Source organism: Aquimixticola soesokkakensis (genome assembly GCF_900172375.1).
Taxonomy (GTDB): domain Bacteria; phylum Pseudomonadota; class Alphaproteobacteria; order Rhodobacterales; family Rhodobacteraceae; genus Aquimixticola; species Aquimixticola soesokkakensis.
The window spans coordinates 173,043-185,848 of record NZ_FWFS01000003.1 but is presented as its reverse complement, the minus strand read 5'-3'; the positions used below and the strand labels follow the sequence as shown (position 1 = coordinate 185,848).

Genomic DNA, 12,806 nt, shown 5'->3' with positions numbered 1-12,806 from the left:
TCCTGACGTGACGTGATTATTCGGTTGCGGAGTAGTCAACGACGCTGCGGCCAGCGAGGTCGGTGTTGATGGTCGAACCGAGGCTGGAGATACCGCCTTGAACGGTTGCCAGCACAGCAACACCGATGCCGACAACGGCGGAGGTGAGGACGACCCAGTCAACGGTCACAGCACCGTCTTCGTCACGTTTGAAGTTGTTTGCGAGTTTGAAGAATTTCATGATTTTATCCTGACGTGACGTGATTATTCGGTTGCGGAGTAGTCAACGACGCTGCGGCCAGCGAGGTCGGTGTTGATGGTCGAACCGAGGCTGGAGATACCGCCCTGGACGGTTGCCAGCACAGCAACACCGATGCCGACAACGGCGGAGGTGAGGACGACCCAGTCAACGGTCACAGCACCGTCTTCGTCACGTTTGAAGTTGTTTGCGAGTTTGAAGAATTTCATGATTTTATCCTGACGTGACGTGATTATTCGGTTGCGGAGTAGTCAACGACGCTGCGGCCAGCGAGGTCGGTGTTGATGGTCGAACCGAGGCTGGAGATACCGCCCTGGACGGTTGCCAGCACAGCAACACCGATGCCGACAACGGCGGAGGTGAGGACGACCCAGTCAACGGTCACAGCACCGTCTTCGTCACGTTGGAAGTTGTTAGCAAGCTTGAAGAATTTCATGTTTCCCTCCGAAGATTCAGTTGAGCTTGTTTTATTCTGTCTACCGTCGCGCTGTGCCTTACCGGTTTTCCCGTCCGGCTCGTTACCGCGCTTTCGATGTAGCTATATGGCCGTTTGATTGGGGCGAGAGTGGGGCACCTTTGGTACGTTTTTGGCGCAGCGGAATTCTTAACGCGTTTACCTTTTAAGATATTGATTTTACGTAATAAAAAATTTTAACGAATTTATATCTTTTCGCTTTTTACGCAGAATTCGCTTCGCACGGGGGGCGTATTGTCTCCGATGTGGCACCTGTTGCTGGCTTTTTACCGCGAATTTTGCCATTCTTGTTTCCAATGAGTTAACAAAGCAGTCACCAAGATTGCATGTCCTCAGCAGTGACCCGAGAGGCAGGTCCCCATGCGACAGTCGATTCTCCTGTTTTGTGCAGGGTTTAGCGTTTTGCTTTGCGTGCAGGGCTTTGCAGCTTTTGCGCAGGAGGTGCGTGTCACGCCGCGCCCCTGGCCCAAAGTCGAAAGCAAGCGCATCGGCGTGCCCTCCGGCCCCATCGGCAAGCGGATCACCGTGCAGATCACACAGGAAGACGCCGCAAAAGCCGCCGCCGCTCAGGCCGAGCTGCACGCGCTCATGCTCGAACAGGCAGGCCTGTCCAGTGTGGATGAAACCGCCGTGACGCCCTTGTCGCCGCTTGCGGGCCCCGTACCCGCAACACCGCCGCTGTCGGGCTATGAATGGTATTGGGCGCAGGTCGCACATGATCTGGCCGGCGCAGATGCCGCGCGCTTTACCCAAGCCGTTGCCAGCCTCGAAGGCCCCGAGGGGCAACGCGTGCCCGTGCCCCGCCTTGCCGATCTTGCCGCCATTGTCGATCAATACGGCGCCGATCTGTTGATCAATTCCATCGACACGCAGGTCTCACCGGCCTTGGCACTGGCGGTGATCGCAGTCGAAAGCGCGGGAAAATCCGATGCTGCCAGCCCCGTGGGGGCGCAGGGGCTGATGCAACTCATGCCCGATACCGCCGCACGCTTCGATGTCAGCGATGCTACCGACGCCAGCGAAAATATCCGCGCGGGGATCACCTATCTCGACTGGCTTTTGGGCGAATTCAACGGAGATCCGGTGCTGGCGCTGGCAGGCTACAACGCGGGCGAGGGCGCGGTCAAAAAGGCAGGCGGCGTGCCGCCCTACGCCGAAACCCGCGCCTATGTGCCCAAAGTCATGGCGGCTTGGACGGTTGCGCGGGGCCTGTGCCTCACCCAGCCCGAACTCTATTCCGACGGCTGCGTCTTTGCGACCTCGAAGGACACGGTGCGCAACTAGGGTCTTCTTTCGGATGAAAATACCCAAATAAAAAGCCCCGCAACCTGGCGGGGCTTTTTCAAAAATATGACGCAGGGTTCAAACGATCGTCGCTTGGGTGGCCGCGCGCAGATCGGCCTCGGACACGCCCTGCGCCAGTTCGACAATCTTCAAACCGCCCTCGACAACATCCAGCACCCCGAGGTTGGTGATGATCCGGTCCACCACGCCGCGCCCCGTCAGGGGCAGGGTGCAGGCTTTCAATACCTTGCTCTCGCCGTGCTTGTTCTGGTGATCCATCACCACCACCACACGCCCCACGCCGGCGACCAGATCCATCGCGCCGCCCATGCCCTTGACCAGCTTGCCCGGAATCATCCAGTTCGCCAGATCGCCGTTTTCGGCGACTTCCATCGCGCCCAGAATGGCGGCCGCAATCTTGCCACCGCGGATCATGCCAAAGGAGGTCGCAGAATCGAAATAGGCGGTTTGCGGCAGCTCGGTGATCGTCTGTTTGCCCGCATTGATCAGATCGGCATCCTCACTGCCCGCAACGGGAAACGGCCCCATGCCGAGCATCCCGTTCTCGGATTGCAATGTGACATTCACCCCCTCGGGGATGAAATTGGGAACCAGCGTGGGGATGCCGATGCCCAGATTCACATAGGTGCCATCTTCCAGCTCAAGCGCCGCGCGCGCGGCCATCTGGTTGCGATCCCAACCGGTTTTTACATCAGCCATTATTTCGCCTCCCGCACGGTACGCTGTTCAATCCGTTTCTCGTGCGCGCCTTGAATCAGGCGGTGCACATAGATGCCGGGCAGGTGGATGTGATCGGGATCAAGACTGCCCACGGGCACGATTTCCTCGACCTCCATCACACAGGTCTTGCCGCACATGGCCGCAGGCGGGTTGAAATTGCGCGCGGTCTTGCGAAAAATCGCATTGCCGGTCTCATCGGCCTTCCACGCTTTGACGATGGCAAGATCGGCAAAAATGCCTTCTTCTAGGATGTAATCCTGACCGTTCCACGATTTCACATCCTTGCCATCGGCAATCACGGTGCCCACACCTGTTTTGGTGTAAAATCCCGGAATGCCGCAGCCACCGGCGCGCATCCGCTCGGCCAAAGTGCCCTGCGGGTTGAATTCCAGCTCCAGCTCGCCCGACAGATACTGGCGCATGAATTCGGCGTTTTCACCAACATAGGAAGAGATCATTTTCTTTACCTGACGCGTGTGCAACAGCCGTCCGATGCCGAAATCATCCACACCCGCGTTGTTGGAGGCAAAGGTCAAATCCTTGGTGCCCGCCTCCTTGATGGCGTCGATCAGAAGTTCGGGAATGCCGCACAGGCCAAAGCCCCCCGCAGCGATCAGCATCCCGTCGAATAAAAGCCCCTCAAGGGCTTCGGACGCGGAGCTATAGACTTTCTTCATGGCTCTCTCCCCAGTTCTTTAGGCGAGTAGGGCGCGATTCCGGTGCAGTGTCAACGCAATTGCTGCAGGTGCGCGGACCGCCTTGCGGTGCATGTGGCCTGCATCGTAGAATTTTGATCTGTGGCACTGCCCCCAAAATGCAAAATGCCCCGCTGATCCAGCGGGGCATGTGCCTGATTGACGGGATTCGCGCGGATCACTCCTCGGTCAGATCGCCCGCATCGGGTGCCGTATCTTCGGCTTTGGGCGCTGCTTTTTTCGCGGGCGCCTTGCGCGTTGTGGTCTTTGCGGTGGTTGTCTTGGCGGCGGTTGTTTTGGCGGTGGTGGCCTTCTTGGCGGCGGGTTTCTTCGCCGCGGGCTTTTTTGCTGCCGGTTTCTTGGCCGCTGCCTTTTTGGCAGGTTTTTTCCCGCCCTTGGCCGCTTTTTCGTTCACGATTTCAATCGCGCGCTCGGGCGTCACATCCTCGGGGGTGACATCTTTGGGCAGGGTCGCGTTGACCTTGCCCCATTTGATGTAGGGCCCATAGCGCCCCTCGAAGACCTGCATCGGGCCACCATCGGGGTGGTCCCCGAGTTCCTTGAGCGCCTTGGCAGCCGTCCGTCCACGACCGGGGTTTTCGCGCTTGTGGGTGATCAGCTCAACCGCGTGGTTCATGCCGATCTCGAAAACCTCATCGGTGGTTTTGAGATTGGCGTAGACGGGCTTGGCTTCCCCTTCGAGCTGATGGATCAGATAGGGACCAAATCGCCCGAAGTTGGCGGAAATCATCGCGCCCTCATACAGGCCGATCTCGCGCGGCAGGCTGAGCAGCGTAAGCGCCTTTTCCAGGTCCATTGCCTCGGCCGACCACCCTTTGGGCAAGGAGGCGCGGGGCGGTTTTTTCACTTCTTCGCTGACTTCTCCGCGCTGGACATAGGGACCAAAACGCCCTGTCCGCAGAAAGATTTCGTCATCGCCATCGACGCCCAGCACGCGGTCCTCGCCTTCGGCCCCTTCGCCGCCGATGGGGCGGGTGTAGCGGCATTCGGGATAGCGCGAACAGCCGACGAAACCGCCCGTGCGGGAGGTTTTCAGGTGCAACGACCCTTCGCCACAGCGTGGGCAGACGCGCGGATCGCTGCCGTCCTCGCGGGGCGGATAGAGCGTGGGCGCAAGCGCATCGTCGAGCTTGTCGAGCACCTCGGTGATGCGCAACTCGGATGTTTCGGCAATCGCCGCGGAAAAATCGCGCCAGAATTTCGCCAGCACTTCCTTCCAATCGGCGTCCCCTGCCGACACATCGTCCAGCTCGCTTTCGAGATTGGCGGTGAAATCATAGCCGATGTATTTGCGAAAGAAATTCATCAGGAAAATGGTGACGATCCGGCCTTTGTCCTCGGGGAACAGGCGGTTCTGTTCCTTGCGGACATATTCGCGCTCGACGATGGTCGTCAGCACGGAGGCATAGGTCGAAGGACGCCCGATCCCGAGTTCTTCCATCCGCTTGACCAGCGTGGCCTCGGTGTAGCGCGGGGGCGGGTTGGTGTGGTGTTGCAGACCCAAAGTGCCCGCATTTTCCGAGAGCACCACGTTTTGCGGCGCGCCCGTGCCCAGCGTTTGTGCGGCCTCGGCGTGTTTTGCGTAATCGGGGCGCAAGCTCTCGGCGGCGATTTTGGCAGGCTCGCCCTGCATCACCTGCGGCAGACGCGCGTCATCCTCGTCCTCGGACACATCGTCACGGCCCTCGGTGTAGACCGCCATGAACCCGTCGAAGACGACGACCTGACCGGAGGCGCGCAGGCCCACCTGACCATCTGGCGAGCCGATTTCGACCGTGGTGCGTTCCAGACGTGCGGCCGCCATCTGGCTTGCGGTTGTGCGCTTCCAGATCAGATCATAGAGGCGCCGCTGGTCGGCGTCGGTCAGTTTGACCTCGTCGGGATGCGCGGACATTTCCGTCGGACGGATACATTCGTGCGCTTCCTGGGCGTTTTTCGCTTTGTTTTTGTAGATGCGCGGGGTTTCGGGGACGTATTTCGCCCCGTAGCGTGCGGCAATGGTGTCGCGCGCAGCGGCCACGGCTTCGGGGGCCATGTCGATGCCGTCGGTCCGCATGTAGGTGATCAAACCGGCCTCATACAGGCGCTGCGCGGCGTTCATCGCCTGACGTGCGCCCATGCCGAATTTGCGGCTGGCTTCCTGTTGCAGGGTCGAGGTCATGAAGGGGGGCGAGGGGTTGCGCGCGGCGGGCTTGGCTTCGACCGATTGCACGGTGAGGCTGCGCGACGAGACCGCCTGCACAGCCAATTCGGTGGACACGCGGTCCTTGAGGTCGAATTTGTCCAGCTTCTTGCCCGACAGCGACACCAGCCGCGCCTCGAAGGTCTGGCCGCGCGGGGTTTCGATCACCGATTTCACCGACCAGTATTCCTGCGGATCAAAGGCTTCGATTTCCATCTCGCGCTCGACGATGATGCGCAAACAGACCGATTGCACGCGGCCTGCCGATTTCGCGCCGGGTAACTTGCGCCACAAAACCGGAGACAGGTTGAAGCCGACCAGATAGTCCAGCGCGCGGCGCGCCAGATAGGCATCCACCAGCGGCGTGTCGACCTGACGCGGGTTTTTCATCGCCTCCGTGACGGCGGCTTTCGTGATCGCGTTGAACACCACGCGGCTGACGGCGGTGGTTTTCTTGATCGCCTTGCGCTTCGTCAGCTCTTCCTGGAGGTGCCACGAAATGGCTTCGCCTTCGCGATCAGGGTCAGTTGCAAGAATGAGCGTGTCGTCATCTTTCAGCGCATCCGCGATGGCTTTGACGTGTTTGCGACTGTCCGCCCCGACATCCCATTTCATGGCAAAATCGTGCTCGGTATCGACCGATCCGTCTTTGGGCGGCAGGTCGCGCACGTGACCATAGGAGGCGAGAACGACATAGTCGCTGCCAAGGTATTTGTTGATTGTTTTGGCCTTTGCAGGGCTCTCCACGACGACGACCGGCATGAGATTCCTTTCGGGGACTGCTCTTGTGCTCTTGGCGGCGGAAGATGTGGGCCGCGGCGGGGCTTGTCAATGCGCAAGCCCCGCTTTGGTTGCCACTGCCCTTTAGGGCAGGAAAGTTGCGCACGATTTTGCGAGGGGAACGAACCCTCTATGCCAGGGCCAAAAGCCCCCCCGAGTGGCGCGCAATCCGCCCCTCCAATTCGAGCGCCAAAAGTTGCGGCGCGATGGCTTCGGCGGGAAGGGCAAGGTCGCGGATGAGTTGATCCTCGGCCAGGGGCGAGGGGCCAAGGCGGGCAAGGATTTCGCGGTGCAGTGCGGCATGGTCGGCCAGGCTGCGTGTTTCGCGGGGCGGGGAAAGCGCAAGATCCAGTTGCCCGGACGGCGTGGGGCCCTCATCTGCGGGAAGCGCTTCGATCACATCGCGCGCGCCGCGCACCAGAGTCGCACCGTCGCGCAGCAACATGTTGCACCCCGCCGCGCGCCCGTCAAAGGGATGTCCGGGAACGGCCATGACATCGCGTCCCTGATCGAGCGCGGTGCGCGCGGTGATCAGCGACCCCGAACCGGAGGCCGCCTCGATTACGACAACCGCGCGTCCCAGCCCCGAGACGATGCGGTTGCGCATGGGGAAATGCCGCGCGAAGGGCTTCATCCCCATGGGGTGTTCTGACAGGCGCAGCCCCTTTTTCGCTATATCTTGTGCCAAAACGGCGTTTTCTGCGGGATAGACCACATCGACGCCACCGGCGAGGACCGCAACAGTACCACTGTCGAGCGTGGCCTGATGCACTTGGGCGTCGATCCCGCGCGCGAGGCCGGAGACTGTGACAAAGCCCTCTTTGCCCAACTCGCGGGCGAGGGCGCGGGCCATGCGCAGCCCCAGAGAGGAGGCGTTGCGCGCCCCCACAAGGGCGATCATGGGTCGTTTCAAGAGCGACAGATCGCCCAGTGCCCACAGCATCGGCGGGGCATCGTCAAGGTCCATCAGGGCGGCCGGGTAGTGCTCATCCCCGAAGGCCAGCAGGGTTGCGCCCGCTTTGCGCGCCGCTTTCAGTTCGGCGTCGATCACGCCAGTGGGGCAGGGGGAATAATCGGTGACGCCAGCCGCGCGGGCCACATCGGGCAGCGCGGCAAGGGCGTCGCGCGCCGTGCCATGTTCGCGCATCATGCGGAAAAAAGTGGCGGGGCCGACGCGGCGGGAACGCAAAAGACGAAGCCAGTCGAAATAAGCTTCCGCACAGTGGGGTGGGGTGAGGGGGTGGTTGGAAGGGATGTGATCCAATGTCCGTCTCGCTCCGTCTTCTGCCCCTCCTGTTTCGCGCAAATTGGTTAACCGTTCGTTACCAAATCCAAGTTTTTACGACTAAGGCTCAAATTTTATCGAAATCCCGCTTTTGCGCGTCTTCGGGTCTGAAAGCCTGCGGGCAGAGCCACAGCAGGGTGGCGCGAAAGCTGAGCGCCAGAACAGCGCCATAGGCACAGAACAGGGCCCAGGCCGCAGCGATGTCGCGCAGGCTGGTCTGAAGCCAGAGGGCAGGGCCAAGGCAGAGCACGCAGCACAGGCACAGGGCGCTGCCCCATCCGGCAAGGCCGCGTGCCAGTGCAAGCCAGGTGAGCGGCAGCGCGACCAGCATGACGGGCAGGGACAGGGTGGGGCTAAAGGCGAGCAGTAATGCCACGCCAGAGACCGCCTGCGCGGCATTGACCGACAGGCTGTCCTCCTGCGCGGCGGTCAGAAAAAACAGCCCCAGCCCGACGAGCGGTAGCGCGACCACCGGCACAAGGGCTGCGCCCAGCAAGCGCCACCATCCAAGCATCCGGTGGCCTGTTCGCGCCGAGCGCCAGAGGGCCATGGTTACGCCGCCGATCCGCCCACCGTCAGCCCGCCGATCAAAAGCGAGGGCTGGCCGACCCCGACTGGCACCCATTGCCCCTGTTTGCCGCAATTGCCCATGCCGGGGTCGAGGGCCATGTCATTGCCGATCATACGGATTTTCTGCAACGCGGTGGCCCCGTCACCGATCAGGGTGGCACCTTTGACGGGCGCGCCGATGCGGCCGTTTTTGACGCGGTAGGCTTCGGTGCAGGAAAACACGAATTTGCCGTTGGTGATATCGACCTGACCGCCGCCGAAACCCACGGCGTAAATCCCGTCCTTCAGCTCGGCCACGATGTCCTCGCGCGTGGCCTCCCCCCCCAGCATATAGGTGTTGGTCATGCGCGGCATGGGGGCATGGGCGTAGCTTTCGCGCCGTCCGTTGCCTGTGGGTGCGACGCCCATCAGCCGTGCGTTCTGGCGGTCCTGCATGTAGCCCACCAGAACCCCGTCCTCGATCAGCACGTTCCGCGCGCTGGGCGTGCCCTCGTCGTCAACGGAAATCGAGCCGCGCCGGTCGGGAATGGTCCCATCGTCCAGAACGGTGACGCCGCGCGCGGCGACCTGTTGGCCCATGAGGCCGGCAAAGGCGGAGGTTTTCTTGCGGTTGAAATCCCCCTCAAGCCCGTGACCCACCGCTTCGTGCAGCAAAATTCCGGGCCAGCCGTTGCCAAGCGCCACATCCATCACGCCCGCAGGCGCCGCCTCGGCCGAAAGGTTGACACCCGCGACCCGCAGGGCCTCGCGCGCCACGTCTTCCCAATGCGCGCGGCTGATCAGCCCCAGCAACCCCGTGCGCCCGCCGCCCCCCGCAGAGCCGCTTTCACGCCGCGCGTTTTCCTCGAGGATCACCGAAATATTGAGCCGCGTCATCGGGCGGATGTCGCTGACCAGCGTGCCCTCGGGGCGCAGGATGAACACCTCTTGGTGCGACGCGGCAAGCGAGGCGGTGACCTGCACCACGCGCGGGTCAAGATCGCGCAGAAAGGCGTCGATCTCGCGCAGGGTGTCGAGTTTGACGTTGAATGCCGCCCCCTCCATCGGGTTCTCATCGGTGTAGAGTTTCACATTTGTCGGGCGCGGTCCCTGCGCAAGGCTGCCGCCGCCATGGCCCACGGCAAGGCGCGCGGTCTCCACAGCGCGCTTGATCGCAGATTCGGAAATCTCGGTCGAATGCGCATAGCCCGTGGTTTCCCCGCGCACGGCGCGCAGCCCGAAGCCCTCGCTCGCGTCATAAGACGCAGTCCGCACGCGACCATCGTCAAAAACGATGCCTTCCGAGCGCTTGCGTTCAAAGAAAAGTTCGCCGTCATCGGCCCCTGCGACGGCCTGTCGCAGCGACGAAAGTGCCTCTTCGCGGTCCAGATCGGTCTCGAAAGGGGCGAAACGGTCGCCGGAATGGGCAGTGGTCATATAATTTCTCCTTTTCGGGACTTGATCCGAAGCCAAAAAGCGGCTCAATGACGCAGCACAAAATCTTGTCCCCACCGGCCTAATATGGTTTTTGGGGCGTAAGACTCAACGGTAATCCGCACCAGCACGGGCAGCGGCGCCGTGTGGTGGCCTTGATCGGGCAGGGGACACTGCCCTACGATCGGGGCGCGACACGACGAAATGGGAAACGAACATGCGCACAAAATTCCTCTCGACGGGCCTGACGGCCACTTTTGCGACACTGGCTGGCACTCTGGCTTCGGGCACTGCGCTTTTCGCACAGAGCGCGACCGACGGGCTGGAAATCATCGGCAAGCCGGTGAACGGCAAAATGGGCTTTCAACCTGCCGCGACCGAACTGGCGCGTGACATCCACGGGCTGGACCATTTCCTGCTGGTGATCATCACGGTCATCGTGTTGTTCGTCATGGCGCTGATGGCCTGGGTCATCGTGCGTCACAACCGCAAAGCGCGCCCCACCCCCTCGACCTTTACCCATAACTCGCCCCTCGAAGTGGCGTGGACGATTGTTCCGATCCTCATTCTTGTGGTCATCGGGGCCTATTCCTTGCCGGTTCTGTTCAAGCAACAGGAAATCCCCGAAGGTGACATCACCATCAAGGTGACCGGCAACCAATGGTACTGGTCGTATGAATATTCCGACGAGGGCATCGCCTTTGACAGCTTCATGCTGCCGCGCGACCAGCTTGCCGAGAACGGCTATACCGACGATCTCTACCTGCTGGCGACCGACACGTCGGTGGTTGTGCCCACCGGCGCGGTTGTGGTGATGCAGGTCACCGGCGCGGATGTGATCCACTCCTGGACGATCCCTGCCTTTGGCGTGAAACAGGACGCTGTGCCGGGTCGTGTGGCGGAACTGTGGTTCGAGCCCGAGGTCGAAGGCGTGTATTTTGGCCAATGTTCAGAGCTGTGCGGCAAAGACCACGCCTACATGCCGATCACCGTCAAGGTTGTCTCCCCCGAAGCCTACCAGCAGTGGTTGCTGGAAGCCAAAGAGGAATACGCCTCGCTCGAGAGCGCGCCGCGCACGATCAAACTGGCCGCTGCTCGGTAACGCCACGCGCCTGAGATACGAAAACGGGGGCCGTGGTCAAAGATCACGGCCTCGCTGCTTTGAAGGCACCATGCCTGCGACAAAGCGCCACAAGTCCGGATCGCGCCACGCGGCGCTGCAGCCGCCGTGGCGCTCTTCTGCACGCACAAGAGGGCAAAGACCCCGCGCGTGAAATGCACATATCGGGGCAAACCGCCCTGCGGAGTTCCAAGCCAATGAGCGATCTAAGCCTGATGGAATATGAAAAAGACGCCGGATTCGGGGATTATTTCGCCCTGCTCAAGCCCCGCGTGATGTCGCTTGTGGTGTTTACGGCCCTTGTGGGGCTTGTGGTCGCCCCCGGCACTGTGCATCCGTTTATCGCGTTTTTTGCTATCCTGTGCGTTGCCATCGGGGGCGGGGCCTCGGGGGCGCTCAACATGTGGTATGACAGCGATATCGACGCCGTGATGAAGCGCACCGCAGCCCGTCCGATCCCGTCGGGCCGGATCGAGCGCGGCGAAGCCCTGTCGCTGGGCCTTGCCCTGTCGGGCTTTTCCTGTGCGATGCTCGGTCTTGCGACGAATTGGGTCGCGGCGGGCCTTCTGGCCTTTACGATCTTCTTTTACGCGGTGATCTATACCATGTGGCTCAAGCGCTGGACGCCACAGAACATCGTGATCGGTGGCGCAGCGGGGGCCTTTCCCCCGATGATCGGCTGGGCGGCGGCAACGGGCGGCATCAGCGTCGAATCGGTGCTGATGTTCATGCTGACCTTCATGTGGACGCCGCCGCATTTCTGGGCGCTCGCGCTGTTCATGAATTCCGACTATGATGCGGCAGGCGTGCCCATGCTGACCGTGACCCATGGGCGTCGCGTGACGCGCAAACACATCCTTGCCTATACGCTGGCACTGGCGCCTTTCGCGCTGGCGATCCTGCTTACCTCGATCGCCGGTCCGGTCTATGCTTTTGTCGCGGTGGTGATGAACCTCCTGTTCATCAAAGGTGCGGTACAGATTTACCGCCGCAGCGAGGCGCAAGCGGAGGCGGATAAATATGCGGTCGAACGCAAATTCTTCCGCTTTTCCCTGTTTTACCTGTTCCTGCATTTCTCGGCGTTGATGATCGACGCCCTGTTGCGGGGCTATGATTTGATCGGCACGGGCGTCTTTGGCGGTCTGCTGGGAGGCACGTTCTAAATGGCGATTACCCGCGATTCGCAGATGCACAAACGGCGTCTGAGCCGCAACATCGGCCTTGGCTTTGTCCTGATCGCCTTTGCCGGCATGGTCTTTGGCCTGACGATTGCCAAAGTGTCGGTGCTCGATCCGGCGCGCCTTGAGGCCGAGCAAGCCGGCGAGGCGCCCGCGATGCCGTTCGAAACCGCGCCCCTTGCCCCGCAAGAACCCGCAGCCAGCCCAGAGGCCTCCCAATGAGCAAAATGGACCGCAACACCAAAACGCTGATGGCGACCCTTGGCCTTGTGGTCTTTATGGGGGCGATGGCCTGGGCGGCGGTGCCGTTCTATTCGTGGTTCTGCCGCGTGACCGGCTATGGCGGCACGACCTCGGTTTCGGCCACGGCGTCGGATGTGATTCTGGACGAAACCGTCAAGATCCGCTTTGTGGCCAACACCGATCCCGACATGGCGTGGGAATTTCGCCCCGAGCAAAACGAGATGGAGATCCGCATCGGCGAAACGGGGCTGGCGTTTTACGAAGCCTACAATCCGACCGATCGCGTGATCGCCGGCACCGCCGCCTATAACGTTGCCCCCTATGAGGCCGGCGGCTATTTCACCAAGATCGAATGCTTCTGCTTTACCGAGCAGGTGCTTCAGCCCGGCGAGCGCGTTGACATGCCGGTTACCTTCTATGTCGATCCCGAAATCGTCAAAGATCGTGACGCAAAGTTTGTCAAACGCATCACGCTGTCATACACATTCTACGAAACCGACTTGCCCGATGATGTGGCCAGCCTTGAGGCTGACACCACCGGACAGGCCACCAACGAACCCGTCGTGCAATAATTACGGGAA

The 12,806-nt window shown here is 61.3% G+C and carries 14 protein-coding genes; 5 read left to right on the top strand and 9 right to left on the bottom strand.

Translation table 11 applies throughout. The features are described 5' to 3' along the window. Positions 1–16 precede the first annotated feature (16 nt). From AQS8620_RS05320 to AQS8620_RS05310, 3 genes are read right to left on the bottom strand one after another with little or no spacing between them, the layout of a single operon-like run. Positions 17–220, bottom strand: a complete 204-nt coding sequence (locus AQS8620_RS05320; protein WP_085835809.1) for a Flp family type IVb pilin — start codon at positions 218–220, stop codon at positions 17–19. 23 nt (positions 221–243) lie between these two features. Next, entirely contained in the window at positions 244–447 is a 204-nt protein-coding gene (locus tag AQS8620_RS05315) for a Flp family type IVb pilin (RefSeq protein ID WP_085835809.1), read from the bottom strand. A 23-nt stretch (positions 448–470) separates the two neighbouring features. Continuing rightward, complete coding sequence (locus AQS8620_RS05310) at positions 471–674, bottom strand: Flp family type IVb pilin (protein ID WP_085835808.1); 204 nt, start codon at positions 672–674, stop codon at positions 471–473. 399 nt (positions 675–1,073) lie between these two features. On the opposite strand from AQS8620_RS05310, the gene AQS8620_RS05305 reads away from it, so the two are divergent. After that, positions 1,074–1,997, top strand: a complete 924-nt coding sequence (locus tag AQS8620_RS05305) for a lytic transglycosylase domain-containing protein (protein WP_085835807.1) — start codon at positions 1,074–1,076, stop codon at positions 1,995–1,997. A 78-nt stretch (positions 1,998–2,075) separates the two neighbouring features. Here AQS8620_RS05305 and AQS8620_RS05300 read toward each other — a convergent pair whose 3' ends face one another. The 6 genes from AQS8620_RS05300 to tldD all read right to left on the bottom strand — a co-directional run bounded on the left by AQS8620_RS05300 (position 2,076) and on the right by tldD (position 9,687). Then, positions 2,076–2,717 (bottom strand): 3-oxoacid CoA-transferase subunit B, encoded by a 642-nt coding sequence (locus AQS8620_RS05300; protein WP_085835806.1) that lies wholly within the window; start codon positions 2,715–2,717, stop codon positions 2,076–2,078. Beyond that, positions 2,717–3,415, bottom strand: a complete 699-nt coding sequence (locus tag AQS8620_RS05295; protein ID WP_085835805.1) for a CoA transferase subunit A — start codon at positions 3,413–3,415, stop codon at positions 2,717–2,719. The genes AQS8620_RS05300 and AQS8620_RS05295 overlap by 1 nt, the downstream gene beginning before the upstream one ends. 196 nt (positions 3,416–3,611) lie before the next feature. Next, a complete protein-coding gene (gene topA / locus AQS8620_RS05290) occupies positions 3,612–6,398 on the bottom strand; it encodes a type I DNA topoisomerase (RefSeq protein ID WP_085835804.1) in 2,787 nt (928 codons plus the stop codon). 148 nt (positions 6,399–6,546) lie between these two features. Next, complete coding sequence (gene dprA / locus AQS8620_RS05285) at positions 6,547–7,605, bottom strand: DNA-processing protein DprA (protein ID WP_085835803.1); 1,059 nt, start codon at positions 7,603–7,605, stop codon at positions 6,547–6,549. A 163-nt stretch (positions 7,606–7,768) separates the two neighbouring features. Next, entirely contained in the window at positions 7,769–8,251 is a 483-nt protein-coding gene (locus AQS8620_RS05280) for a hypothetical protein (RefSeq protein WP_143267426.1), read from the bottom strand. 2 nt (positions 8,252–8,253) lie between these two features. Continuing rightward, complete coding sequence (tldD, locus tag AQS8620_RS05275) at positions 8,254–9,687, bottom strand: metalloprotease TldD (RefSeq protein ID WP_085835801.1); 1,434 nt, start codon at positions 9,685–9,687, stop codon at positions 8,254–8,256. A 214-nt stretch (positions 9,688–9,901) separates the two neighbouring features. Here tldD and coxB point away from each other — a divergent pair, with 214 nt between their 5' ends. The 4 genes from coxB (at position 9,902) to AQS8620_RS05255 (ending at position 12,797) form a co-directional block, all read left to right on the top strand. Continuing rightward, on the top strand, positions 9,902–10,786 hold the full coding sequence (gene coxB / locus AQS8620_RS05270; RefSeq protein WP_085835800.1) for a cytochrome c oxidase subunit II: 885 nt from the start codon (positions 9,902–9,904) through the stop codon (positions 10,784–10,786). 215 nt (positions 10,787–11,001) lie between these two features. After that, complete coding sequence (gene cyoE, locus AQS8620_RS05265; RefSeq protein ID WP_085835799.1) at positions 11,002–11,967, top strand: heme o synthase; 966 nt, start codon at positions 11,002–11,004, stop codon at positions 11,965–11,967. After that, complete coding sequence (locus tag AQS8620_RS05260; protein WP_085835798.1) at positions 11,968–12,204, top strand: cytochrome c oxidase system small membrane protein; 237 nt, start codon at positions 11,968–11,970, stop codon at positions 12,202–12,204. Then, the gene (locus tag AQS8620_RS05255; protein WP_085835797.1) at positions 12,201–12,797 is read left to right on the top strand and encodes a cytochrome c oxidase assembly protein; all 597 of its coding nucleotides are present in this window, start codon (positions 12,201–12,203) and stop codon (positions 12,795–12,797) included. The genes AQS8620_RS05260 and AQS8620_RS05255 overlap by 4 nt, the downstream gene beginning before the upstream one ends. Positions 12,798–12,806 lie beyond the last annotated feature (9 nt).

What these genes read in the sequence shown, in the direction of transcription:
- AQS8620_RS05320 (WP_085835809.1), bottom strand. Translation starts at nt 220, where the DNA reads ATGAAATTCTTCAAACTCGCAAACAACTTCAAACGTGACGAAGACGGT.
- AQS8620_RS05315 (WP_085835809.1), bottom strand. Translation starts at nt 447, where the DNA reads ATGAAATTCTTCAAACTCGCAAACAACTTCAAACGTGACGAAGACGGT.
- AQS8620_RS05310 (WP_085835808.1), bottom strand. Translation starts at nt 674, where the DNA reads ATGAAATTCTTCAAGCTTGCTAACAACTTCCAACGTGACGAAGACGGT.
- AQS8620_RS05305 (WP_085835807.1), top strand. Translation starts at nt 1,074, where the DNA reads ATGCGACAGTCGATTCTCCTGTTTTGTGCAGGGTTTAGCGTTTTGCTT.
- AQS8620_RS05300 (WP_085835806.1), bottom strand. Translation starts at nt 2,717, where the DNA reads ATGGCTGATGTAAAAACCGGTTGGGATCGCAACCAGATGGCCGCGCGC.
- AQS8620_RS05295 (WP_085835805.1), bottom strand. Translation starts at nt 3,415, where the DNA reads ATGAAGAAAGTCTATAGCTCCGCGTCCGAAGCCCTTGAGGGGCTTTTA.
- topA (WP_085835804.1), bottom strand. Translation starts at nt 6,398, where the DNA reads ATGCCGGTCGTCGTCGTGGAGAGCCCTGCAAAGGCCAAAACAATCAAC.
- AQS8620_RS05280 (WP_143267426.1), bottom strand. Translation starts at nt 8,251, where the DNA reads ATGGCCCTCTGGCGCTCGGCGCGAACAGGCCACCGGATGCTTGGATGG.
- tldD (WP_085835801.1), bottom strand. Translation starts at nt 9,687, where the DNA reads ATGACCACTGCCCATTCCGGCGACCGTTTCGCCCCTTTCGAGACCGAT.
- coxB (WP_085835800.1), top strand. Translation starts at nt 9,902, where the DNA reads ATGCGCACAAAATTCCTCTCGACGGGCCTGACGGCCACTTTTGCGACA.
- cyoE (WP_085835799.1), top strand. Translation starts at nt 11,002, where the DNA reads ATGAGCGATCTAAGCCTGATGGAATATGAAAAAGACGCCGGATTCGGG.
- AQS8620_RS05260 (WP_085835798.1), top strand. Translation starts at nt 11,968, where the DNA reads ATGGCGATTACCCGCGATTCGCAGATGCACAAACGGCGTCTGAGCCGC.
- AQS8620_RS05255 (WP_085835797.1), top strand. Translation starts at nt 12,201, where the DNA reads ATGAGCAAAATGGACCGCAACACCAAAACGCTGATGGCGACCCTTGGC.